Annotated in this window: 26 protein-coding genes and 1 tRNA gene; 21 read left to right on the top strand and 6 right to left on the bottom strand. The window is 61.2% G+C overall.

The features are described 5' to 3' along the window. Nucleotides 1–148: 148 nt before the first annotated feature. The 15 genes from ccoN to NE851_RS10315 all read left to right on the top strand — a co-directional run bounded on the left by ccoN (nt 149) and on the right by NE851_RS10315 (nt 14,073). The gene (ccoN, locus tag NE851_RS10385) at nt 149–1,771 is read left to right on the top strand and encodes a cytochrome-c oxidase, cbb3-type subunit I (RefSeq protein WP_097544496.1); all 1,623 of its coding nucleotides are present in this window, start codon (nt 149–151) and stop codon (nt 1,769–1,771) included. An 8-nt stretch (nt 1,772–1,779) separates the two neighbouring features. Next, nucleotides 1,780–2,514, top strand: a complete 735-nt coding sequence (gene ccoO, locus NE851_RS10380; RefSeq protein ID WP_097631138.1) for a cytochrome-c oxidase, cbb3-type subunit II — start codon at nt 1,780–1,782, stop codon at nt 2,512–2,514. A gap of 8 nt (nt 2,515–2,522) precedes the next feature. Continuing rightward, nucleotides 2,523–2,675: a CcoQ/FixQ family Cbb3-type cytochrome c oxidase assembly chaperone gene (locus tag NE851_RS10375; protein ID WP_017969139.1), complete on the top strand. Its 153-nt coding sequence runs from the start codon at nt 2,523–2,525 to the stop codon at nt 2,673–2,675. Between the two features lies 1 nt (nt 2,676). Then, the gene (gene ccoP, locus NE851_RS10370) at nt 2,677–3,540 is read left to right on the top strand and encodes a cytochrome-c oxidase, cbb3-type subunit III (RefSeq protein ID WP_028757955.1); all 864 of its coding nucleotides are present in this window, start codon (nt 2,677–2,679) and stop codon (nt 3,538–3,540) included. An 11-nt stretch (nt 3,541–3,551) separates the two neighbouring features. After that, nucleotides 3,552–3,737 carry a hypothetical protein gene (locus tag NE851_RS10365; protein WP_028757954.1) on the top strand — a complete coding sequence of 62 codons (186 nt, stop codon included), beginning with the start codon at nt 3,552–3,554 and terminating at the stop codon, nt 3,735–3,737. A 174-nt stretch (nt 3,738–3,911) separates the two neighbouring features. Then, the gene (gene ccoG, locus NE851_RS10360; protein WP_183906380.1) at nt 3,912–5,480 is read left to right on the top strand and encodes a cytochrome c oxidase accessory protein CcoG; all 1,569 of its coding nucleotides are present in this window, start codon (nt 3,912–3,914) and stop codon (nt 5,478–5,480) included. Then, the gene (locus NE851_RS10355) at nt 5,477–5,962 is read left to right on the top strand and encodes a FixH family protein (RefSeq protein WP_097544498.1); all 486 of its coding nucleotides are present in this window, start codon (nt 5,477–5,479) and stop codon (nt 5,960–5,962) included. Before ccoG ends, NE851_RS10355 begins: the two co-directional genes overlap by 4 nt. Continuing rightward, complete coding sequence (locus NE851_RS10350) at nt 5,959–8,244, top strand: cation-translocating P-type ATPase (protein WP_097595816.1); 2,286 nt, start codon at nt 5,959–5,961, stop codon at nt 8,242–8,244. The genes NE851_RS10355 and NE851_RS10350 overlap by 4 nt, the downstream gene beginning before the upstream one ends. Next, nucleotides 8,241–8,399, top strand: a complete 159-nt coding sequence (gene ccoS / locus NE851_RS10345; RefSeq protein WP_028757950.1) for a cbb3-type cytochrome oxidase assembly protein CcoS — start codon at nt 8,241–8,243, stop codon at nt 8,397–8,399. Before NE851_RS10350 ends, ccoS begins: the two co-directional genes overlap by 4 nt. A gap of 33 nt (nt 8,400–8,432) precedes the next feature. Beyond that, nucleotides 8,433–9,104, top strand: coding sequence for a Crp/Fnr family transcriptional regulator (locus NE851_RS10340; RefSeq protein ID WP_047617299.1), 672 nt, complete (start codon nt 8,433–8,435; stop codon nt 9,102–9,104). Between the two features lie 98 nt (nt 9,105–9,202). Beyond that, a complete protein-coding gene (gene ccmI, locus NE851_RS10335; protein ID WP_183906379.1) occupies nt 9,203–10,366 on the top strand; it encodes a c-type cytochrome biogenesis protein CcmI in 1,164 nt (387 codons plus the stop codon). Then, complete coding sequence (gene ccmE, locus NE851_RS10330; protein ID WP_063473311.1) at nt 10,363–10,860, top strand: cytochrome c maturation protein CcmE; 498 nt, start codon at nt 10,363–10,365, stop codon at nt 10,858–10,860. The genes ccmI and ccmE overlap by 4 nt, the downstream gene beginning before the upstream one ends. After that, nucleotides 10,857–12,854 (top strand): heme lyase CcmF/NrfE family subunit, encoded by a 1,998-nt coding sequence (locus tag NE851_RS10325; protein ID WP_254960202.1) that lies wholly within the window; start codon nt 10,857–10,859, stop codon nt 12,852–12,854. The genes ccmE and NE851_RS10325 overlap by 4 nt, the downstream gene beginning before the upstream one ends. After that, nucleotides 12,851–13,318 carry a cytochrome c-type biogenesis protein gene (locus NE851_RS10320; protein WP_183909627.1) on the top strand — a complete coding sequence of 156 codons (468 nt, stop codon included), beginning with the start codon at nt 12,851–12,853 and terminating at the stop codon, nt 13,316–13,318. Before NE851_RS10325 ends, NE851_RS10320 begins: the two co-directional genes overlap by 4 nt. Nucleotides 13,319–13,392: 74 nt before the next feature. Then, nucleotides 13,393–14,073, top strand: coding sequence for a CBS domain-containing protein (locus NE851_RS10315; RefSeq protein ID WP_047619852.1), 681 nt, complete (start codon nt 13,393–13,395; stop codon nt 14,071–14,073). Nucleotides 14,074–14,410: 337 nt separating this feature from the next. Here NE851_RS10315 and NE851_RS10310 read toward each other — a convergent pair whose 3' ends face one another. Genes NE851_RS10310 through NE851_RS10300 form a run of 3 tightly spaced genes read right to left on the bottom strand, consistent with a single transcriptional unit; the run spans nt 14,411 to nt 15,888 of the window. After that, nucleotides 14,411–14,971, bottom strand: coding sequence for a DsbE family thiol:disulfide interchange protein (locus tag NE851_RS10310; protein WP_047619827.1), 561 nt, complete (start codon nt 14,969–14,971; stop codon nt 14,411–14,413). Between the two features lies 1 nt (nt 14,972). Continuing rightward, complete coding sequence (gene ccmD / locus NE851_RS10305; protein WP_048338558.1) at nt 14,973–15,122, bottom strand: heme exporter protein CcmD; 150 nt, start codon at nt 15,120–15,122, stop codon at nt 14,973–14,975. A 1-nt stretch (nt 15,123) separates the two neighbouring features. Continuing rightward, nucleotides 15,124–15,888 (bottom strand): heme ABC transporter permease, encoded by a 765-nt coding sequence (locus NE851_RS10300; RefSeq protein WP_183906617.1) that lies wholly within the window; start codon nt 15,886–15,888, stop codon nt 15,124–15,126. A gap of 245 nt (nt 15,889–16,133) precedes the next feature. Here NE851_RS10300 and hemA point away from each other — a divergent pair, with 245 nt between their 5' ends. Further along, nucleotides 16,134–17,348: a 5-aminolevulinate synthase gene (hemA, locus tag NE851_RS10295; protein ID WP_254960196.1), complete on the top strand. Its 1,215-nt coding sequence runs from the start codon at nt 16,134–16,136 to the stop codon at nt 17,346–17,348. 72 nt (nt 17,349–17,420) lie between these two features. On the opposite strand, the gene NE851_RS10290 is transcribed toward hemA, so the two are convergent. Then, nucleotides 17,421–17,639, bottom strand: coding sequence for a hypothetical protein (locus NE851_RS10290; protein WP_210304419.1), 219 nt, complete (start codon nt 17,637–17,639; stop codon nt 17,421–17,423). A 128-nt stretch (nt 17,640–17,767) separates the two neighbouring features. Between NE851_RS10290 and NE851_RS10285 the strand changes: the two genes are divergently transcribed. Continuing rightward, nucleotides 17,768–18,325 (top strand): threonine transporter RhtB, encoded by a 558-nt coding sequence (locus NE851_RS10285; protein ID WP_028757145.1) that lies wholly within the window; start codon nt 17,768–17,770, stop codon nt 18,323–18,325. Nucleotides 18,326–18,449: 124 nt separating this feature from the next. After that, entirely contained in the window at nt 18,450–18,782 is a 333-nt protein-coding gene (locus tag NE851_RS10280) for an ArsR/SmtB family transcription factor (protein WP_028757144.1), read from the top strand. 154 nt (nt 18,783–18,936) lie between these two features. Here the strand turns inward: NE851_RS10280 and NE851_RS10275 are convergent. Together NE851_RS10275 and NE851_RS10270 are read right to left on the bottom strand one after the other, a co-directional pair. Next, a tRNA-Ala gene (locus tag NE851_RS10275) sits at nt 18,937–19,012 on the bottom strand. 150 nt (nt 19,013–19,162) lie between these two features. After that, nucleotides 19,163–19,546 (bottom strand): TIGR02300 family protein, encoded by a 384-nt coding sequence (locus tag NE851_RS10270; protein WP_028757143.1) that lies wholly within the window; start codon nt 19,544–19,546, stop codon nt 19,163–19,165. 276 nt (nt 19,547–19,822) lie between these two features. Between NE851_RS10270 and aroA the strand changes: the two genes are divergently transcribed. From aroA to rpsA, 3 genes are all read left to right on the top strand, one after another. Next, nucleotides 19,823–21,181: a 3-phosphoshikimate 1-carboxyvinyltransferase gene (gene aroA / locus NE851_RS10265; RefSeq protein WP_183906586.1), complete on the top strand. Its 1,359-nt coding sequence runs from the start codon at nt 19,823–19,825 to the stop codon at nt 21,179–21,181. A gap of 73 nt (nt 21,182–21,254) precedes the next feature. Next, entirely contained in the window at nt 21,255–21,902 is a 648-nt protein-coding gene (gene cmk / locus NE851_RS10260) for a (d)CMP kinase (protein WP_183906587.1), read from the top strand. Between the two features lie 172 nt (nt 21,903–22,074). Further along, nucleotides 22,075–23,778, top strand: coding sequence for a 30S ribosomal protein S1 (gene rpsA, locus NE851_RS10255; protein ID WP_028757934.1), 1,704 nt, complete (start codon nt 22,075–22,077; stop codon nt 23,776–23,778). Nucleotides 23,779–23,816: the final 38 nt, after the last annotated feature.

The raw sequence follows: 23,816 nt of genomic DNA, 5'->3' as shown, positions 1-23,816 counted from the left end.
AAGTTTGTAACAGTTTGTAACTGCGGCGGTCCGCGCCGGTCTTACTGTCCGCTCGTTGATGTAGATCAAGGAGTAATTCGCAGCTTCGTGACAGTCCTGCCGAGAAAGCCGGCCGCGACGCGGTCGTCTGTGCACTGGGGACGACATCATGAATTACACAACGGAAACGATGGTGATCACGGTCGCGGCGTTTCTAGCGTTGCTAGGAGCCGCATTCGCCCATGATCATCTCTTTGCGATCCATATGGGCATACTTTGCCTCTGCCTCGTCATCGGCGCTTTGCTGCTGGTCAGGAACGTTGACTTTTCACCGGCAGGCCAGCAACGCAAAGTCGACATATCCGGCTATTTCGACGAAGTGGTGCGTTATGGCTTGATCGCCACGGTGTTCTGGGGCGTGGTCGGCTTCCTGGTGGGCGTGATCGTCGCGCTGCAACTGGCCTTTCCCGACCTCAACATTGCGCCTTATCTCAATTTCGGAAGGCTGCGGCCGGTTCACACGTCGGCGGTTATCTTCGCCTTCGGTGGCAACGCCCTCATCATGACGTCGTTTTATGTCGTGCAGCGCACCTGCCGCGCACGTCTTTTCGGCGGGAACCTCGCCTGGTTCGTATTCTGGGGTTACCAGCTTTTTATCGTGATGGCTGCGACCGGATATGTCCTCGGAATCACCCAAGCCCGCGAATATGCCGAACCCGAATGGTACGTCGACCTCTGGCTGACCATCGTTTGGGTCGCCTATCTCGCCGTGTATCTTGGGACGATCCTCAAGCGCAAAGAGCCGCACATCTACGTGGCAAACTGGTTCTATCTCGGCTTCATCGTCACCATCGCGATGCTGCATGTGGTCAACAACCTGGCGGTTCCGGCGTCGTTTCTCGGCTCCAAAAGCTATTCCGCCTTCTCGGGCGTACAGGACGCGCTGACCCAATGGTGGTACGGCCACAACGCCGTCGGCTTCTTCCTCACCGCCGGCTTCCTGGGCATGATGTACTACTTCGTGCCGAAGCAGGCCAACCGACCCGTCTATTCATACCGGCTTTCGATCATCCACTTCTGGGCACTGATCTTCATGTACATCTGGGCCGGGCCCCATCATCTGCATTACACGGCACTGCCCGACTGGGCCCAGACACTCGGCATGGTTTTCTCGGTGATGCTCTGGATGCCCTCCTGGGGCGGCATGATCAACGGTCTCATGACCCTTTCGGGCGCCTGGGACAAAATCCGCACCGATCCGATCATCCGCATGATGATCGTCGCCATCGCCTTTTACGGGATGTCGACCTTCGAAGGTCCGATGATGTCGGTGAAGACAGTCAATTCGCTCAGCCATTATACAGAATGGACGATCGGTCATGTGCATTCCGGCGCGCTCGGCTGGGTGGGAATGATCACCTTCGGCGCGATCTATTATCTGACGCCGAAGCTATGGGGACGCGAGCGCCTCTACAGCCCGCGGATGGTCAACTGGCACTTCTGGCTCGCAACCCTCGGAATCGTCATCTACGCCGCCGTGCTTTGGGTTGCCGGCATCCAGCAGGGGCTGATGTGGCGCGAGTACAATTCCCAGGGCTTCCTCGTCTATTCCTTCGCGGAGACGGTCGCGGCCATGTTCCCCTACTACGTGCTGCGCGCGGTGGGCGGAACGCTTTACCTGGCGGGTGGTCTCGTCATGGCCTGGAACGTGTTCATGACGATCCGCGGCCGCGTGCGTGACGAAGCTGCGATCCCAACCACTTTCGTGCCCCAAGCACAGCCTGCCGAGTGAGGTGAGACATGGCATCGATACTTGATAAACATAAGATTCTCGAGAAGAACGCGACGCTTCTTCTCGTCGGCTCGCTGCTCGTCGTGAGCATCGGCGGCATCGTCGAAATCGCACCGCTGTTCTACCTGCAGAACACGATTGAAAAGGTGGAAGGCATGCGGCCGTATACGCCGCTCGAGCTGGCCGGACGAAACATCTACATCCGCGAAGGCTGCTACCTCTGCCACAGCCAGATGATCAGACCGTTCCGCGACGAGGTGGAACGCTACGGCCATTACTCGCTCGCGGCCGAGTCCATGTACGATCATCCTTTCCAATGGGGATCCAAACGAACCGGGCCGGATCTGGCCCGCGTCGGCGGACGCTATTCCAACGAATGGCATGTCCAGCATCTCGCCGATCCCCGGGCAGTGGTGCCGGAGTCGATCATGCCGAGTTACGCCTTCCTCAAAGAGCAACGGGTCACGGTCAAGGACGTGGGAATGGACCTGAAGGCCAACGAGGACGTGGGCGTACCTTATAACGACGACATGCTGGCGAATGCGGAAGCCGACATGAAGGCCCAAGCCGATCCGAACGCAGATACGACGGCCCTGCTTGCCCGCTATCCGAAGACGAAGACCGGCGATTTCGACGGCGATCCCGCTGCGCTGACCGAAATGGATGCCTTAGTGGCCTACCTGCAGATGCTCGGAACGTTGGTCGATTTCTCGACCTACGACGATGCGACCGGCTACCGGTGAGGTGATCCATGGAAACCTACACTGCAATGAGACACTTCGCCGACAGCTGGGGCCTTTTGGCAATGGCGGCATTCTTCGTCGGCGTGGTTGTGTTCACCCTTCGCCCAGGCAGCAAGCAGACGGCGAAAGAGGCCGCCGATATTCCCTTGAAGGATGATTGAGATGTCGGAAAAACATATCGATGAATTTAGCGGCGTCGAAACGACCGGACATGAATGGGACGGCATCCGCGAACTCAACAATCCGATGCCCCGCTGGTGGGTGTGGACCTTCTACGCCACCATTGTCTGGGCGTTGGGCTATGCGATCGCATATCCCGCGATCCCGATGATTACCGACGCTACGAAGGGCATGCTCGGTTTTTCCAGCCGCGCCGAACTGCAGCAGAACCTGGACCAGGCCAAGGCATCGCAAATGCAATTTCATGATCTGATCGCCGCCAAGACGGTACAGGAAATCGATTCCGATTCTGCCCTTCGCGAATTCGCAATCGCCGGCGGCGCGTCAGCATTCAAGGTGAATTGTGCGCCATGCCACGGCTCGGGAGCAAGCGGCGGTCCTGGATTTCCGAACCTCAACGACGACGATTGGCTGTGGGGCGGAGACCTGGATGCCATCCAGACGACGATCGCGCATGGGATTCGCTTCGACGGGGATACGGACACTCATGCTTCCGAGATGCCGCCCTTTGTCGATGTTCTGGATCCCATCCAGACAAGGCAGGTCGCGGCTTACGTCTGGGGGCTGACCAATACACCGTCGGACCCCGGTCTCGCAGAGGCGGGAAAACAGGTCTTCGTCGACAACTGTGCCGCATGTCACGGCGAGGATGCCAAAGGAAAAGCCGAAATGGGCGCGCCGGATCTCGCTGATGCGATCTGGCTGAAGGCCCGCGGCGAGGATGCGATCATCCGCCAGGTCGCTTCTCCGAAGCATGGCGTCATGCCCGCCTGGGCAGGGCGCCTCGGCGATACGACGGTCAAGGAACTGACGATCTTCGTGCATTCGCTTGGCGGCGGAACGTAAGGAGCAGAGCTATGGCGGCTCACGGCCACAATCCGATCCTCGATCTCTACGGCACGCCGCGCGCAGCGATACGATCACGTGTGTCGGCGCGCGCCAAGGCCCTGCCGCCACCGTCCGATCAGGATGATCCGGCAAAGATCGGCAGTTCGATCATCAGTTTGACCTGCCTCAAAGACCACGAGCAGACAAGCCGCTAGCTGCAGACTTGTCGAGGACGTCCCAGCGGTGTTCGTTCCCCGCGGTTCCTCCAGGCCACGCCCTCTCTCCAGGGCGTGGCCTTTTCCATTGGCGGGAAGACCTTCGTCTTGATCTGTATCAAGGAAAGGATGCGCGGCGGATGGGACAAGGTCGGGTGAAATCGGATAGGTCCCATGAACCTCTACACTGCACCAGATCCCGACAGCATCGAACGGCTCAGCGTCGAGCCGGTCAACGCCCGTCGCAATCGGCAGCCTCTCTATGCACCTCGGAAGAAGGTTTTTCCCAAGCGTGCAGAGGGGCGATTCCGTCGATTCAAATGGATCGTCATGCTGGTCACGCTCGGCATCTACTATCTCGCGCCATGGATTCGCTGGGATCGCGGTCCTTACGCGCCTGACCAGGCAATCCTCATCGACCTTTCCTCACGACGCTTCTTCTTTTTCTTCATCGAAATCTGGCCTCAGGAATTTTATTATGTGGCTGGTCTCCTCGTCATGGCGGGGTTCGGCCTGTTTCTCGTCACTTCCGCGGTCGGCCGCGCCTGGTGCGGCTACGCCTGTCCGCAGACCGTCTGGGTCGATCTCTTTCTCGTCGTCGAACGCGCGATCGAAGGCGATCGAAACGCGCGAATGAAGCTTGACGCCGCTCCCATGAGCTTTGCCAAGCTGAGGAAGCGTGTCGTCAAACATTCGATCTGGCTGCTGATCGGCGTCGCCACGGGCGGAGCGTGGATTTTTTATTTTGCCGACGCGCCGAGCCTGCTTGTTTCGCTATTCACTGGCCGCGCTCCTGCAGCCGCCTACGCCACGGTCGCCGTCCTTACTGCGACGACCTATGTGCTCGGCGGCCTCATGCGCGAGCAGGTTTGCACCTATATGTGCCCGTGGCCACGCATCCAGGGTGCGATGCTCGACGAGAATTCTCTCGTCGTCACCTATCATGACTGGCGGGGCGAGCAGCGGTCGCGTCACGCGAAAAAGGCGCAAGCCAAAGGCTTGCCGGTGGGCGATTGCGTCGATTGCAATGCCTGCGTGGCGGTGTGCCCGATGGGTATCGACATTCGCGACGGACAGCAGATGGAGTGCATCACATGCGCGCTCTGCATCGACGCCTGCGACGGTGTCATGGACAAACTCGGAAAGCCTCGCGGCCTGATTGCCTATGCCACGCTGAGCGAATACGCGGGCAACATGTCACTGGCGACCGACGAAGGGCGAACGGCCGTCCAGCCGTCTAGGGTTCGAAACGAGGATGGAAGCTTCGTCCCGGCGATCCGGCACTTCAACTGGCGCATCGTCTTTCGTCCGAGAATCGTCTTTTACGCGGTCGCCTGGGCATCGGTCGGCGTGGCCATGCTCGTCCACCTCGCCTTTCGCGAGCGCCTTGAACTCAACGTCGTTCACGACCGAAACCCCCAATATGTTCTGGAAAGCGACGGCTCACTGCGGAATGGCTACACGCTTCGGATCCTGAACATGGTGCCGACGCCGCGGGATGTGAACATAAGCCTGGTCGGGCTGGAGGGGGCGACGATGCGTATTCCCGAGTTCGGCAAGGAAGACGCTCGCCGCTTTACCGTCCATGCCGAACCGGACGCAGCCACGACGCTCAAGGTCTTCGTTACGCGCAAGCCCACCGGCGCCGCAATCAGTGAATTTCTGTTCGTGATCGAAGATACGGATCGCGCCGATCGGGCAACCTACCGGGCGGCGTTCAATGCACCGGGAGACACCAAATGAAGACCTCTGCCCAAGGTTTTACAGGCCTGCACATGCTGGTTGCGACCTCGACCTTCTTCGCTGTGGTGATCGCGGTGAATGTCACCATGGCCTTCTATGCCTCCTCCAGCTGGAGCGGTCTGGTCGTGGAAAATACCTATGTCGCCAGTCAGGAGTTCAACCGCAAAGCGGCGGCGATGAAGGCAATGGCGGCTTCCGGCGTCGCGGGCGATCTCTCCATAAGAGGGCATCAGATCCGCTACGACATTCACGACAAGAGCGGCGCGCCTGCGGCCGTCGACGACGTCGTGCTGAATTTCAAGCGACCCGTCGGAGATCACGAAGACTTCCACCTCACGCTCAGAAAAACAGCCGAGGGACGGTTCGAAGCAGATCACAACCTGGCCGAGGGTGACTGGATCGTCGAGGCCATCTCGCGAAACGACGGCTTGGTCGTCATGCATGAGGCCAAACGCATCGATACCAAGGAGTTGGACCGATGACCTGCTGCACCATGGACGCGGAAAGCGTGCTTGCTCTCAGCACGACGTCATCCAGTGCCGAAGAGGTCCGCCTTGCCAGCCAGCCGCTCGGCGGCGGACTGCGCCAGTTGGACTTGAGCGTTCCTGATATTCACTGCGGTGGCTGCATTTCGACCATAGAAGGGGCGTTGCTGACACTTCCTTTCGTCAAGACGGCGCGCGTCAATCTTACGGCTCGAAGGGTAACCTGCGTCTACCAGGAGGAGATGGAGACACATGCCGCCGATCCGTCCGAGATCCTCGCAGCGATCAACTCGGCCGGATATCGCGCGCATCTCTTTACCCCCTCGGCCGCCGAAAACGACAGAACCCGCAATCAGCTTCTCCTGGCGATCGGCGTTTCCGGCTTTGCGGCCGCCAACATCATGTTGCTTTCGGTATCGGTCTGGTCTGGCGCAGATGCCGCGACACGCGACATGTTTCATTGGATCTCGGCGATGATAGCAGCGCCCGCGCTGGTTTATGCGGGGCGTTTCTTCTTCAAATCGGCCTGGAATGCGCTCCGCCACGGGCGCACCAACATGGACGTTCCGATCTCTCTCGCCGTGACGCTCTCCTATGCCGTTTCACTGTGGGAGACCATCCATCACGGTGAACATGCATGGTTCGACGCGTCGGTTTCGCTGCTCTTCTTCCTGCTGATCGGCAGGACCCTCGATCATATCATGCGGGAAAAGGCTCGGGCGGCGATCAACGGACTTGCAAGGCTGGCGCCGCGCGGGGCCTTGCTGATCAATCCGGACGGGTCCCGACGTTACATTGCGGTAGAAGAGATCGCGGTGGGAGATGAAATTTCGATAGCGGCAGGCGAAAGGGTTCCCGTCGATAGCGTAGTGGTCAGCGGAGAAAGCGACGTGGATCTCTCCATCGTCACCGGCGAGAGCAGCCCCGTCGCCGTCGCCAGCAACAGCGAGGTGAGTTCGGGCGCGATGAACCTGACCGGCTCGCTCGTCCTGCGCGCGACGCGCATTGCCAAGAATTCGCTTCTTTCGGAGATCATCGGCCTCATGGAAGCAGCCGAGGGTGGAAGAGCTCGCTATCGCAGGATCGCCGATCGCGCTGCGGCGCTCTATTCGCCGGCCGTGCATCTGTTGGCGCTGGTCTCGTTTCTTGCCTGGGGCCTCCTCGGCGGAGACTGGAAACAGGCAATGCTGGTCGCGGTTGCGGTCCTGATCATTACCTGCCCATGCGCATTGGGCCTTGCCGTGCCCGTGGTCCAGGTCGTCGCCGCGGGGGAGCTTTTCCGCAAGGGCATCATGGTGAAGGACGGTTCGGCACTCGAAAGACTGGCCGAGACCGACACTGTGGCCTTTGACAAAACGGGCACCTTGACGATGGGCAGGCCGCGCCTTGTCAGAGTGGACGCCATGGAAGAGAACAGCACGGCAATCGCCCGCGGATTGGCCGTGCATTCACGGCATCCTCTTTCTCAGGCTCTGGTGCGGGGCACCGAAACCGCCCCCATGTCCTTCGACAGCGTCACGGAAATCCCCGGCGGGGGACTGGAAGCCAGGAAGGGCGCTGACGTCTATCGATTGGGCAACACGGCGTTTGCCTGCGGAACCAGCTTCGTGCCCCGCACCGCCGATAGTCCGTTCTCGGAAGTGGTCTTGTCGCAGAACGGCGTCGATCTTGCCCACTTCTTCTTCGATGACACGCTTCGCCCGGGCGCTCGCGAGGCCATCGGCCAGATCGACGCAGCCGGCCTTGAAACGCTGATCGTGTCCGGCGACCGTCAGATCGTCGTCGACAATACGGCGCATGCTCTGGGCATCGGGAGGGCTTTGGGCTCTCTGACGCCGAAACGGAAGGTCGATGAATGCCAGAGGCTGAACGGCGAAGGGCGTCGCGTGCTCATGGTTGGCGACGGGATCAACGACGCTCCTGCCCTTGCTGCGGCCCATGTCTCGATGGCGCCGGCCACGGCCTCCGATATCGGCAGACAGGCCGCCGACCTCGTTTTCTTCAACGATCGCCTCGACGCTGTGCCGGAAGCGATCGCCATTGCGCGAAGCTCCGCCAACCTCATCCGGCAGAACTTCGCTCTCGCCATCGGTTACAACGTCCTGGCGGTGCCGATTGCCATCGCTGGATTGGCGACGCCGCTCATAGCGGCGGTGGCAATGTCGACATCTTCGATCATCGTCGTGATGAACGCACTGCGCCTGAACGCGTTCGGCAAGCGTCCGGCTATGCAGATTCGGGGGCGGGTCGGCCGGAGTGCGGAGGTCAAGGCCGCATGAACATGTTGATCTATCTCATACCCATCGCACTGCTGATGGGAGGAATGGGACTGCTGGCATTTCTTTGGTCGCTGAAGAGCGGCCAGTATGACGATCTTCAAGGGGCCGCCTGGCGAATTCTCGCCGAGGACGAAACCGATCGAAGAAAACCCTAACCGCAACCGGGTCCAAACACGAAAGGAAGATGGATGCTTGCGAAAAATTCAGTCCTTCTGCAGTCCGACCTGTTCGCTGGTTTGGATCCGGCGACCGTGGAGCAATTCACCGCAACGGCTGAGGTTCGCACCTTCGCTGCTGACGAGAAGATCATAAGCGAGGGCCAGCAGGCATCATTCGTCTACTGCGTCACGAACGGGTTTGTCCGACTTTCAAAATCGGAATCCGCCGGGCGCGAGGCTGATATCTGCGTGTGCGAGCCGGGCGACACGTTTGGCGAATATCTTCTCTCAGGCGGCGGCTCCTATGCCTATAGCGCGTGGTCGGCCGACGGGGCCGAGGTCGCGCTGTTCGAGCTTGCGGAGTTGCAGGCATTTGCTGACCAACATCCGGTCATTCACCGGAACGTCATGCGCATCATGGTCAGGCATCTGCTCGGCGCGATGGATTGTATTGCCGGTGACCGGCTGCTCACGGCGGCGCAACGTGTGGCAAACTACCTGATGAGCCGCTGCCCCGCCTCGGCGTCCACCTCGCGGGTCTCGTTCCGCCTCCCTTACCGGAAGAGAATCCTGGCCGGCAAATTGGGTCTGGCGCCGGAAGCCCTGTCGCGAGCGTTTGCGACGCTCGCGGCATCGGGCGTCGAAGTCAGAGGCAAGGTCGTCCTGGTCGATAGCGTCGACCTGCTTCGCGAAGCGTGCTGAACCCGAAAAATTGGGATGGAAGAGCTCGTCGTTGACCGGAATCAATGTGCCGACCCCCGGCCTCGGTATGTTCAAGCGCAAAAGGGCGTCTGGACGTTATGGTTATTTGGATTGTTTTCGCGGTCATCACGACTGCCATCATCGCCTCTCTTCTTCATCCACTTGCGTCAGGCCGTGTCCGGTTCAACGATGGTGCGGCCGCAGCCGGCCGGGTCTATCGGGATCAACTTCTCGAACTCGACAGGGAATTGCTGGCGAACGAAATCGGCTGCAACGAGTATGAATACGCGCGGGCTGAAACAGCGCGGCGCCTTTTTAAGGCAAGCGAGCAGATGCAAGAAGAATGCCGCAGGTTGCCGCATCCGCACAGGTGGCTGAGGTTGGCGATCGCCGCGTTTCTGCCTTTGGCGAGCATTGGCCTCTATGGTCTTGCGGGTTCGCCCGACATGCCGTCGCTGCCGTTGCAAGCGCGATTGGAGGATCCTGGCCAGGACATTGCAATACTGGTCGCGAGAACCGAGCGCCACCTCGCGAGCCAGCCGGATGATGGCCGCGGATGGGATGTGATCGCTCCAATCTACCTCAGGGCCGGCCGGATCGCCGACGCACGGTCGGCTTACCGCAATGCCCTGCGTCTGTTAGGCCCGGACATTCATCGCCTGGGTGGCCTTGCCGAAGCCCTGATGGCGGAGGCGCAGGGTTCGGTGGACAAGGAGACGTTAGACGTCCTGCGACAGATCGTTCAGCTCGAACCTGAAAACCCCCGCGCCCGCTTCTACATCGCTCTCAGCAGCGAGCAGGCGGGACGGCGCGACGAGGCGCGCCAGGCCTTCGAGGCGCTGGCGAAGCAATCGCCGCCCGATGCGCCGTGGCTGCCGCTGGTCAACCAACACATCGCCATGAATGGCGCCAATCCGGCTGCCCCGGGCGCCAATTCGGCTGCCCCGGGCGCCGTTTCGGCTGCCCCGGGCAATCCCACGCAGCAGGATGTTGCAGCCGCCGAGATCATGAACGCCGGCGACCGGCAACAGATGATCCGCGGCATGGTCGAAAGCCTCGATGCCAAGCTCAGCGCGGATCCGAACAATTTCGAGGGATGGATGCGGCTCGTCCGCTCTTACGCCGTATTGAACGATAGGGATCGTGCTGCCGGCGCCCTGAAGCGCGGGCTTGCGGCCTTTCCGCCGGCCGGCGAACAGGGCAGGCAATTGCTGGCGCTTGCCCGGGAACTCGGCATAGCAACGGAAGGAATGGCGCAATGACGCGCAAGCAGAAGCGCCTGGCGGTGATCGCCGGCGGCATGGGCTTCATCGCCGCCGCCGTGCTGCTGGTGATGTTCGCCTTCAGCCAGTCGGTCGCCTATTTCTACATGCCGGCCGATCTGGCGAAGACGCCGGTGGCGCCGCAAACCCGCATCCGCCTCGGCGGCCTGGTCGGCGAGGGCAGCGTGGTGCGCGGCACCGGCTCGACGGTGGAATTTGCCGTCACCGACGCCAGCGCCAATGCCGTCAAGGTGAGATATACCGGCATCCTTCCCGATCTCTTCCGCGAGGGCCAGGGCGTCGTCACCGAAGGCATGTTTACGCCGGGAACGAATGTCTTCGTCGCCGATACCGTGCTGGCCAAGCATGACGAGACCTATATGCCGAAGGATGTGGCCGACCGGCTCAAATCCCAGGGGCTGTGGAAGGAAGGGCAAGGCGAGGACGTTCCGGGCAAGCAAGCTCAGGGCCAGGAAGTGAAGGCGACGCCATGATCATCGAGATCGGCCATTACGCGCTGGTGCTGGCGCTGGCCACGGCGCTCATCCTCTCCATCGTGCCGGTGATCGGCGCCCGTCGTCACGACCGGGCGATGATGGATGTGGCGACGATCGGCTCGCTGGCGATGTTCTCGCTGGTGGCCTTCGCCTTCGGCGTGCTGACCTATGCCCATGTCGTCTCGGATTTCTCGGTCGAGAACGTCTGGGAGAATTCGCATTCGCTGGTGCCGCTGATCTATAAATATTCCGGCGTCTGGGGCAATCACGAGGGATCGATGATGCTCTGGCTGCTGATCCTGACGCTGTTCAGCGCGCTGGTCGCCGTCTTCGGGCGCAATCTGCCGGAGACGCTGAAGGCCAATGTGCTTTCCGTGCAGGCCTGGATCTCGGTCGCCTTCACGCTGTTCATTCTTCTGACCTCCAATCCCTTCCTGCGGCTCGATCCGGCGCCGGCCGAGGGCCGCGATCTCAATCCGGTCCTGCAGGATATCGGTCTCGCCATCCACCCGCCGCTGCTTTATCTCGGTTATGTCGGCTTCTCCGTCTGTTTCTCCTTTGCCGTCGCGGCCCTTCTGGAAGGCCGCATCGACGCGGCCTGGGCGCGCTGGGTGCGGCCCTGGACGCTGGCCGCCTGGACCTTTCTGACGCTCGGCATCGCCATGGGCTCCTACTGGGCCTATTACGAACTCGGCTGGGGCGGCTGGTGGTTCTGGGACCCGGTGGAAAACGCCTCCTTCATGCCGTGGCTGGCCGGCACCGCCCTGCTGCATTCGGCGCTTGTCATGGAAAAGCGCGAGGCGCTGAAGATCTGGACGGTGCTGCTTGCCATCCTCACCTTCTCGCTGTCGCTGATGGGCACCTTCCTGGTGCGCTCCGGCGTGCTGACCTCGGTGCATGCCTTTGCCAGCGATCCCACCCGCGGCGTCTTCATTCTCTGCATCCTGCTGATCTTCATCGGCGGAGCGCTGTCGCTGTTTGCCTTCCGCGCGCCGCGGCTCGCTGCCGGCGGGCTGTTTGCGCCGATCTCGCGCGAGGGTGCGCTCGTCGTCAACAATCTGATCCTGACGGTCGCCTGCGGCACGGTGCTGACAGGCACGCTCTATCCGCTGCTGCTGGAAACGCTGACCGGCGACAAGATCTCCGTCGGACCGCCCTTCTTCAACCTGACCTTCGGCCTGCTGATGGCGCCGCTGATCGTCATCGTGCCCTTTGGGCCGATGCTTTCCTGGAAGCGCGGCGATCTGCTCGGCGCCCTGCAGCGGCTCTATGTCGTCGCAGCTCTCGCCTTCCTGGCCGCCGTGGCCTTCTTCTATGTCCAACATGGAGGACCGGTGCTGTCAGTGCTCGGGCTGGCGGCCGGCCTGTTCCTCATCCTCGGCGCCATCGCCGATCTCTGGTATCGCGCCGGTATCGGCAAGGTTTCCGCCAGTATCGCCTGGCGCCGGCTTTCCGGCCTGCCGCGTTCGGCCTTTGGCACCGCTCTTGCCCATGCCGGGCTCGGCGTCACCGTGCTCGGCATCGTCGCCGTCACGACCTTCCAGAGCGAATACGTCATCGAGATGAAGCCCGGCGCGATCACCGAGGCCGGCGGTTACAGCCTGCATTTCGACGGCATGCAGCCGGCGACCGGGCCGAACTATACCGAGGAGCGCGGCCACTTCACCATCCGGCGCGCCGGTGTCGCGGTGGCCGATACCTGGTCGGCCAAGCGTCTTTACACCGCCCGGCAGATGCCGACGACGGAGGCCGGCATTCTGACCTTTGGGTTCAGCCAGCTCTATGTCTCGCTCGGCGACGCCACCAAGGACGGCGGCATCGTCGTGCGCATCTGGTGGAAGCCGTTCATTCTCTGCATCTGGGGCGGAACGGTGATCATGGCCTTCGGCGGCCTCGTCTCGCTCACCGACCGCCGCCTGCGCGTCGGCGCCCCGCGCAGGAAGGCGAAAGCCACGAAGCCTGCGGCGCCTGCAATGGAGCCGGCGGAATGATGCGGCGTCTCTTGCTGGCTTTCGCTTTGCTGCTGATGGCGGCTCCCGCCTTTGCGGTCAATCCGGACGAGGTGCTGGCCGATCCGGCGCTTGAGGCGCGCGCCCGCGCCCTGTCGGCGGAACTGCGCTGCATGGTCTGCCAGAACCAGTCGATCGACGATTCCAATGCCGATCTGGCCAAGGATCTGCGCCTGCTGGTGCGCGAGCGCATCGCCGATGGCGACAGCGACGAGGCGGTGCTGAACTATATCGTCTCGCGCTATGGCGAGTTCGTGCTGCTGAAGCCGCGTATCGGCATGAAGACGGTGCTGCTCTGGGGCGCGCCGGTGCTGCTGGTGACCCTCGGCGGGCTGTCATTGCTGGTCTTTGCGCGCAACAGGGCCGGCAAGCCGACCGGCAGCAAGCTGACGGCCGACGAACAGGCGAAGCTGAGCGAGCTTCTTGGCGAAGATCGCATTGTTTGACGAAGATCAATGGCGGCTCGACGAGCTCGCATTATCGTCATTCCAGCAACAATTCCTATAAACGAGGCAGGACAATGCAGGCGAAGGACATAATGACCACCAACGTGGTATCGATCGGTCCAGCGGTCGGTATACGCCACGCCGTCGCCGTCATGATGCAAAACAACGTCAGCGGTCTTCCTGTCATTGACGACGAAGGCCGCGTCTGCGGAATGCTGACGGAGGGCGATCTGCTGCTGCGGAAAGAGATCCGATTCTCCCCCCGCGCCGCCCGCGCGCCCGAAATGATATCGGAGATCGATCTTGAGCGATATATTTCCAGGAATGGCTGGTGTGTCGCCGATGTCATGTCTCAGGATGTGATCGTGGCGTGCCCCGACAGCGAGGTATCGGATATCGCCGAAAGCCTCCAGGCGCACCGGATCAAGCGGCTACCGATCGTTGAGGACGGACGTCTTGTCGGGATTGTCAGCCGCAGAGACATCCTCGGCCTGATCATCAATGCCCAGACGGCGCCGCTGCCAAAGGAAGATGAATCGATCAGGCTGGCGGTTCGAACGCGCCTGAGGTCCGAGTTGGGGATAACGCCTCAGAAGGTCCAAGTGACCGTGAAGAACGGCCAGGTGACACTCGATGGCAACGTGGAGTCGGAGTTGAAGCAAAAGGCTGTTCGCACCCTGGTCGAAAGCCTGGGCGTCGGCGCCTATCGGGATCGGCTCCAGATCGCTCGGCTGACCGTAACCGAAAGGGGCTGAAACAGCACGTCCAAGCTAGATCTTTGCCACGGCGTGGAAACAGTTCATCCCGCGCCCCATTTGTTTTCACGCAATTCCGGACGCAAAACCGCGACACACTTTTTGCTGGAATTAGCGGCGCGGCTTCGGCTGTCGCTCTCGGCGTCTCCGCACGGTGCTCATTGGTGAGGGTAATCTGACGCGAGGAGGCTCACTCGGTGTTGCGCCCCAAAACCGAGCGAGCCTCTGTCAAGTTTCCCCCCTTGACACGGGAAAATCCCGACCCGCCAAACCGACATACGCAATAGGCGAGGCCGTTTCTTTGATGGAGGTCAAACACGGCTGGAAGAGGCCCCGCTTATTCGGCGGCGATGATCTTTTCCAGAGCGGGTAGGATATCCGTCGCGAGGCTTTTCTCGTCGATCGGCCCGACATGTCTCAGGAAGATTCGTCCCGCGCGATCGATAACGAATGTTTCCGGGACGCCGTAGACTCCCCAGTCGATCGAACTTCTTCCCGTGGTGTCGATTCCGATTGCCGCGAACGGATTGCCGTTTTCCTGAAGGAAGGCTGCGGCCTTTTCTGGAGCATCCTTATAGTTGATGCCGACCAGCTTTATGCGAGAATCTTTGGCGAGTTTCATCAGCGCCGGGTGTTCGAGCCGACAGGGAACGCACCAGGACGCGAAGATGTTGACGATGGCGATGTGGCCATCAACTGTGTGATCGTTCAGCCCAGGCGCTTGAAGACCGGCAAGCGGCGCGAGATCGACGGCTGGATGTCGGCGTCCCGCCAACGCCGAAGGAATAGCGGCGGGGGAATATCCGTCCACGGATTCGCGATACAGCGTATTGGCGACGGCACCCGCAATCCCGAGAAACGCGACAAGCGGAATCGCAGCGAAGGCGTAGCGTCGCATCCTAGCGGTCTCCGCGAGGCTGCCGACGTCGTGCCAGCGCCTCGATCCGACGGCGGTAGCGTCGTCCTGAGAACCAGACCTTCAACGTCGCCGTGACCATGACCACGAAGGTGAGCAAATACGCCGCAAGAACATAGTGTTCGTGGTTCATTTCAAGTCTCCCGGTGAGCAGCGGCTTTTGCTGCGAGCCTGTCATGCCTGATCAGCTTCCGTCGCCAGATCTCGTTTCTTATCGATGCGACGTAGAGCGTGGCAAACAGCGCTGAGAACGCCACTCCCATGACCAGCAGAGGGCGTAGAAACTCGACGTCGAGGGCGGGGCCGCCCAGCCGCAGCACGCTGGCGGGCTGATGCAGCGTGTTCCACCAATCGACGGAAAACTTGATGATCGGAATATTGACGAAACCCACGACGATCAGGACCGCCGTGACACGGGCGGCGCGAGCCGGATCGTCGATCGCCCGGTAGATCGCCAATATGCCGAGATACATGATGAAGAGCACGAACATCGATGTCAGGCGGGCGTCCCATACCCACCATGTGCCCCACATGGGCTTGCCCCAGATCGCGCCGGTCACGAGCGACACGAAGGTGAAGGCGGCGCCAAGGGGAGCGGCGACGCGCGCCGCAACGTCGGCCAGGGGATGCCGCCAGACCAACGAGCCGATGGCATTGGCGGTCATCGTCGTATAGCAGAGGATGGCCATCCACGCTGCGGGGACGTGGACATACATGATCCTGACGGTTACCCCCTGTTGATAGTCGACGTCGGAGCTGAAGCTCAGATAGAGGCCGATCGCGAAGCAGAATGCGGTCAGGGCGGCAAGTGCAGGAAGCAGGCGTTCGGACAGTTCCAGGAACCTGGCAGGCTGTGCAAGGCCGACGATTGCGTTTTTAAGATGTGGAATTGAGCTCATACCTTCGAGCTTTAATGCCAGACGCCGTTCCGATAATTGATGTTGATCAAACAACCGACCTGTCGGCTGCAACGATTGGAATGACCGGCCGCCGCGATCAGCAGGCGGCTAAGGGACAGTTCGTCGTGGCTGGTCCCGGCGCGTCAGCCGCCCGCCTGGTGCGCGGGCTTCATCCGACTTGATCAAGATCAAATACGCCCAACCCCTCACAATGTATTGCTCGGACCACACAGGGGAGCGTGCATATGGATTTCGAAGCGTTTTTCAAAAACGAGCTGGACGGGCTTCATGCCGAGGGCCGTTACCGCGTTTTTGCCGATCTCGAACGTCACCGCGGCAACTTTCCGCGCGCGACGCGCCATACGGCCGATGGCGAGAAGGAAGTCACGGTCTGGTGCTCCAACGACTATCTCGGCATGGGCCAGAACCCGAAGGTGATCGAGGCGATGAAGAACGCCATCGACCACTGTGGCGCGGGTGCGGGAGGCACCCGGAATATTTCTGGCACCAACCACCATCACGTCATGCTCGAGCGTGAGCTTGCCGATCTGCACGGCAAGGAAGCGGCGCTGATCTTCACGTCGGGCTATGTGTCCAACTGGGCGGCGCTTGGCACGCTCGGTGCGAAGATCCCCGGCCTGATCATCTTCTCCGATGCGCTGAACCATGCCTCGATGATCGAGGGCATCCGCTACGCCAAATGCGACAAGGTGATCTGGAAGCACAATGACGTGGCCGATCTCGAAGCCAAGCTTGCGACCGCCGATCCGAAGGCGCCGAAGCTGATCGCCTTCGAGAGCGTCTATTCGATGGACGGCGACATCGCCCCGATCAGGGAGATCTGCGACCTCGCCGACAAATATGGGGCGATGACCTATCTCGACGAAGTGCACGGGGTCGGCATGTACGGCCCGCGCGGCGGCGGCATTGCCGAGCGCGAAGGGCTGATGGACCGGCTGACCGTCATCGAGGGCACGCTCGGCAAGGCGTTCGGGGTGATGGGCGGTTATATCGCCGCTTCGACGGCCCTATGCGATTTCATCCGCTCATTCGCCTCCGGCTTCATCTTCACCACGGCGCTGCCGCCGGCGCTCGCCGCCGGCGCCGTCGCCTCGATCCAGCATCTGAAGGTCAGCCAGTTCGAGCGCGCCCGCCATCAGGACCGGGTCCGCAAGCTGAGAGCGCTGCTCGACCAGCGCGGCATTCCGCATATGCCCAATCCGAGCCATATCGTGCCGGTGCTGGTCGGCGATGCGGCCAAGTGCAAGTGGATCTCCGACCTGCTGCTCGACAATTGCGGCGTCTACGTCCAGCCGATCAACTACCCCACGGTGCCGAAGAAGACCGAACGGCTGCGCATCACGCCGACCCCGCTGCATTCCGATGCCGATATCGCCCATCTGGTCGAGGCGCTGCATTCGCTCTGGTCGCGCTGTGCATTGGCGCGGATGGTTGCCTGAGCGGGGACCTATCCTCAGCGACTATCGGACACCGCGACAAAAGCCGGGGGTCTTTTGATGGGGATTAAGCGGCTAATCCTCTTCCAGCAGAAGAGCTGTGGACAGGTAGCCCATGCTTATTGTGCTCGCGAAGAGATACATGAACAGCCCTTGGGCAAGGTAATTCTCAAGAGTGCCTGCCGCGGCGCTGGAGGACAAAAAACCGTTCTGCCAGACCAGGAATCCTGTGGCGCATCCAATTGCAAAGCCCGTGGCCAATCGAGTGAGTATGAAGCTGATCATGCGAGGCATGGCGGCACCTCAGAGTTAGCTCATGCCAACGGCCAGGCCACGAGAATGTTCCGGCCGCGGACTGATCTTTGTCAACGACTGACGTGGCTGACCATGCAAAAAGCGGACGGAACCGAGGGACCAAAGCAGTGCATCTCTTCCCTTTCGCAGCCGGCGTTTTTGCGCTTCTCATTTTGCCTGGGCCGACCAACGCGATATTGGCGATGGCCTCTCAGGGTCTGACCGCCGGGCGCGCGATCATGCTGCTTGGTACGGTGGTCGCCGCCTATCTTGCCATTGTCGTTCCGGCGTCCGGCCTGGCCGGTCCTTTTCTCCACCAGCACCCTCTGGTCGCGCAAGGTGTCAAGCTTGCCTCAGCAACCTGGGTATTCTACCTCGCGCTACGGCTCTGGGGCTCCGGATCCAGTCCCACCGAGGTTGTGACAGTACGGCAGTTGGCGATCACGACGCTGTTGAATCCCAAGGCGCTTATCATCGGGCTTACGATGATGCCCTCCGCGCAGGAGGTGTCTGGGATAGACGCCACCGCGGCGCTCGCCTTCGTCGTCCTTTTCGCATCCTTGATCTGGCTGTCGACAGGCAGAATTGTTCTTGGAAGCGAAAAGGAAATGCCGTTGCTGGCCCGGCGATGCGGATCCGCAACCCTGCTGGTGTTCTCGGCCGCGCTGACCCTCAGTGCATTTTGACGGCACCAAGGATACCGCGAATACATCATGCCAAGCGCGGCCTTCTCGCTATGAGATTTGCGTTAGGTCAATGAGCCTGTCTTGCGCGCCGCTAATGTACATTCGTGTCCAGAGGAGGCAGGCGATGATCGTCAATGACCGTGAACTGGCGGACTATTTTTCCGCGCTCGCCAATGCCAGCCGTTTATCGGTGCTGCGGAGGCTGGCCAAGGGTGAGATCTCAGCCACGGAGCTCGCCACAAGTGTCGGGCTCAGCCAGTCGGCGTTATCGCACCATCTGAACGTGCTGAAACGTCAGCAGGTCGTCAAGGCGCGCCGCGAATCGCAAACGATCTATTATTCGCTCGCCAGCCATCGAAGCGAGAAAGCCGTCTCTCTCCTCAACGGCATATTGTTTCCCGACGGACTGCAGACGTCGATGTTCGGCTTCTCGGACTTCTGCCCAGAGGCCGCGTGAAGATCGGCGATCGGCCGGAGCCTCGATCCTGCCAAGGGAGTCAGCCGCAGCCTAGCTGTTAGATCCAGGGTTCGATGGTCCGTTCCCTTCGGTTGAATGGAACAAAGCCCTACGGGCCACAGCTTTACATTGAAGATCGGTTGGCTAACGAGTTTGGTGGAGCTAAGCGGGATCGAACCGCTGACCTCTTGCATGCCATGCAAGCGCTCTCCCAGCTGAGCTATAGCCCCATCAAGGTGGTCCGGCGCAGGGCCGGTCCTGGGATGCTCCTCAGGGCGTGCCCTGCGGAGTGGCGGCTTATTACTTCCGGTTTCCGGAGATAGCAAGCCTAAAAAATCCGGCCCGGAGAATTTTTTCCTCGCCGGGCCGAAATGCAATCGTCAAACTTCGTCGTCGTCGCCGGTCACGCCGATGATGTCGCTCATGTCATCATCGTCATCGTCTTCGTCAGGCGTGAGGAAGGTATCGTCGTCGTCGTCGCCTTCGATTTCAACATCGTCATCGCCGATATCCGGGATGTCGTCGCCAGAGGCGGCGTCATCGGCATCCTCAAGCGAAACCAGTTCGACTTCGGTGTTTTCAGTATCGACTTCCGCCACCTCGTCTTCCTCGGCAACTTCGGCGATCGCCGAGGTTTCCTCGAAGAAAGACAGAGGGTAGGACTTGCCGGTATAAGGAGAGACGATCGGATCCCGGTTCAGATCATAAAACTTCTTGCCGGTTTCCGGATCGGTACGCTTGGTTCCAAGTTCCGCTTTCGCCACTATAAGCCTCGTGAGAATGACCGAATTCGAGATTCGGCAAATGCCGATCAAGCCGGCGTTCCATCGGAATTTATAAGCCGGTCCCCTTAATCGCTGTGGCTTCCCATGTCAAAGCCAAACTTTATGAACGCCCTGCGGGGTTTTCCCCGCGCCGACGGATGACCGCCCGGCGCGTTTATGTTAACGAGCCGCGGCAGCCACAGAACCGGGCGAGGATTGCGACCGGCCAAGCGTGTCCTGCTGTAAAAATAGACTGCGTTTGCAAAGGATTGCGCCATGCTTCACGGCTCTGCGCCCAGGCCCGCCACCGCCCGCAAATCCGCCGGCCTTACGGGCCGCGTCCGCATTCCGGGCGATAAATCGATCTCGCATCGTTCCTTCATGTTCGGCGGGCTTGCTTCCGGGCAAACGCGGATCACCGGCCTGCTCGAAGGCGAGGATGTGATCAATACCGGCCGGGCGATGCAGGCGATGGGCGCCAGGATTCGCAAGCAAGGCGAAGAGTGGGTGATCGAGGGCACCGGCAATGGTGCGCTGCTTGCGCCTGACGCGCCGCTCGATTTCGGCAATGCCGGCACCGGGGTGCGGCTGACCATGGGCCTCGTCGGCACTTACGACTTTCACTCCACCTTCATCGGCGACGCCTCACTTTCGAAACGGCCGATGGGCCGCGTGCTCAATCCGCTGCGCGACATGGGCGTGCAGGTCAGCGCATCGGAGGGCGACAGGCTGCCGGTGACGCTGCGAGGCCCGGGAACCCCAAGCCCGATCCTCTATCGCGTGCCGATGGCCTCCGCCCAGGTGAAATCGGCCGTCCTGCTTGCCGGTCTCAATACGCCTGGCATCACCACGGTCATCGAGCCGGTAATGACGCGCGACCATACCGAAAAGATGCTGCAGGGCTTTGGCGCCGCCCTTGCCGTCGAGACCGACGCGGACGGCATCCGCACGATCCGGCTCGAAGGCCGCGGCCGGCTGACGGGCCAGGTGATCGACGTTCCCGGCGATCCGTCTTCCACCGCTTTCCCACTTGTTGCGGCGCTGATCGTGCCCGGCTCCGATATCACCATCGTCAACGTGCTGATGAACCCGACCCGCACGGGGTTGATCCTGACACTGCAGGAGATGGGGGCCGACATCGAGGTGCTGAATGCGCGTCTTGCCGGCGGCGAGGACGTGGCGGATTTGCGCGTGCGCCATTCCGAGCTGAAGGGTGTGGCCGTTCCCGAAGAACGGGCGCCGTCGATGATCGACGAATATCCCATCCTCGCGGTTGCTGCCTGTTTCGCCGAGGGCACGACCGTGATGAAGGGGCTGGAGGAACTGCGCGTCAAGGAATCCGATCGCCTTTCCGCCGTCGCCGACGGCCTGAAGCTGAATGGCGTCGACTGCGACGAAGGCAAGGATTTTCTGATCGTCCGCGGCCGGCCGGACGGCAAGGGCCTCGGCAGCGCTGGAGGTAGCAAGGTCAGCACGCATCTCGACCATCGCATCGCCATGAGCTTCCTTGTTCTGGGGCTTGCATCGGAGCATGCTGTGACGATCGACGACGCGGCGATGATCGCGACCAGCTTTCCGGAATTCATGCAGCTGATGGCCGGCCTTGGAGCAAAGATCGAGGAGGTGCCGCAGTGATGGACCAACGCCCCGCATTTCCGCAAAGACGATCTCATTTGCCGTTCCCATGCGCTGCCGCAGGATTGATCGCATGACAACCAAGACTTTCATCATCGCCATCGATGGCCCGGCGGCGGCCGGCAAGGGTACGCTTTCGCGCCTTATCGCCGAGCGATATGGCTTCCATCATCTCGACACCGGCCTCACCTATCGCGCCACGGCCAAGGCGCTGCTCGACGCCGGCCTGCCGCTCGACGACGAGGCGGTGGCGGAAAAGATCGCGCGCGAGGTTGAACTCGCCGGACTGGATCGCGATATACTTTCCAAACATGAGATCGGCGAAGCCGCCTCGAAGATTGCCGTCATGCCGGCGGTGCGCCGGGCGCTGGTCGAGGCGCAGCGGCGGTTTTCGGCGAAAGCGCCGGGGACGGTGCTCGACGGGCGCGATATCGGCACGGTCGTCTGCCCCGATGCGCCAGTGAAGCTCTATGTGACGGCGTCGCCCGAGGTTCGCGCGAGACGCCGCTACGACGAGATCCTCGGCAAGGGGGCGACGGCGGATTTCGATGCGATTTTCGAGGACGTCAAGCGGCGCGACGAACGTGACATGGGACGGGCCGACAGCCCTTTGAAACCAGCGGTCGATGCGCACTTGCTTGATACGTCGGAAATGAGTATAGAGGCCGCGTTTCATGCCGCTCAATCGATCATCGATGCGGTCTTGAGCCGAAATGCCTAAATTCAAGCGATTTTGCGTGCTCTGAGCACGGATCGCTTCTAATGCAGCAGCCTGAAATTCCGTCCAAGCGCCGGATTGCCTTCGAGAGAGGGCGGACTGGGTTCAGGCCCGTTCAACGCAAACCAACCGGCGCATACGTGTCCGCTTCCGTTTAGGGCACGCAGGAGATTTTATGTCAGTAGCTACCCCCTCCCGCGAGGATTTCGCGGCTCTTCTCGAAGAGTCCTTTGCCAAGAACGACCTGGCCGAAGGCTATGTCACCAAGGGCATCGTCACGGGCATCGAGAAGGACGTCGCCGTTGTCGACGTCGGCCTCAAGGTTGAAGGCCGCATCGCGCTCAAGGAATTCGGCGCACGCGCCAAGGACGGTTCGCTGAAGGTCGGCGACGAAGTCGAAGTTTATGTCGAGCGCATCGAAAACGCGCTTGGCGAAGCCGTTCTATCGCGCGAGAAGGCTCGCCGCGAAGAAAGCTGGATCAAGCTCGAAGCCAAGTTCGAAGCCGGCGAGCGCGTCGAAGGCGTGATCTTCAACCAGGTCAAGGGCGGCTTCACGGTCGACCTCGACGGTGCGATCGCCTTCCTGCCGCGTTCGCAGGTCGATATCCGCCCGATCCGCGACGTCACTCCGCTGATGCACAACCCGCAGCCCTTCGAAATCCTCAAGATGGACAAGCGCCGCGGCAACATCGTGGTTTCGCGCCGTACGGTTCTGGAAGAATCCCGTGCCGAACAGCGTTCTGAAATCGTTCAGAACCTCGAAGAAGGCCAGGTTGTCGACGGCGTCGTCAAGAACATCACCGATTACGGTGCGTTCGTCGACCTCGGCGGCATCGACGGCCTGCTGCACGTCACCGACATGGCATGGCGCCGTGTGAACCATCCGTCGGAAATCCTGAACATCGGCCAGCAGGTCAAGGTTCAGATCATCCGCATCAACCAGGAAACCCACCGTATCTCGCTCGGCATGAAGCAGCTCGAGAGCGATCCGTGGGATGGCATCCAGGCCAAGTATCCGGAAGGCAAGAAGATTTCCGGTACCGTCACGAACATCACCGACTACGGTGCATTCGTCGAGCTGGAGCCGGGCATCGAAGGCCTGATCCATATCTCGGAAATGTCCTGGACCAAGAAGAACGTTCACCCCGGCAAGATCCTGTCCACCAGCCAGGAAGTCGAAGTCGTCGTTCTCGAAGTCGATCCGTCCAAGCGCCGTATCTCGCTCGGCCTCAAGCAGACGCTGGAAAATCCGTGGGCAGCATTCGCCCGCAGCCATCCGGCCGGCACTGAAGTCGAAGGCGAAGTCAAGAACAAGACCGAATTCGGCCTGTTCATCGGCCTCGACGGCGATGTCGACGGCATGGTGCACCTCTCCGACCTCGACTGGAACCGTCCGGGCGAACAGGTCATCGAGGAGTTCAACAAGGGTGACGTCGTCAAGGCCGTCGTTCTCGACGTCGATGTCGAGAAGGAACGCATCTCGCTCGGCATCAAGCAGCTCGGCAAGGATGCGGTCGGCGAAGCCGCTGCATCGGGCGACCTGCGCAAGAATGCAGTCGTTTCCTGCGAAGTCATCGCAGTCAACGACGGCGGCGTCGAAGTGAAGCTCGTCAACCACGAGGACATCACTTCCTTCATCCGCCGCGCCGACCTCGCTCGCGACCGCGACGAGCAGCGCCCCGAGCGCTTCTCGGTCGGCCAGGTCTTCGATGCCCGCGTCACCAACTTCTCCAAGAAGGACCGCAAGATCATGCTGTCCATCAAGGCTCTGGAGATTGCGGAAGAGAAGGAAGCCGTCGCCCAGTTCGGTTCGTCCGACAGCGGCGCTTCGCTCGGCGACATCCTGGGCGCAGCCCTGAAGAACCGCGGCGGCGAATAAGCCTCGCATCCGCCTCTGAATTGAAGAACCCGCCGGAG

It is taken from the genome of Rhizobium anhuiense bv. trifolii (assembly GCF_024346605.1).
Lineage (GTDB): Bacteria > Pseudomonadota > Alphaproteobacteria > Rhizobiales > Rhizobiaceae > Rhizobium > Rhizobium anhuiense.
The sequence above is the reverse complement of the archived record's forward strand: the minus strand, read 5'-3'. Positions and strand labels throughout refer to the sequence as shown.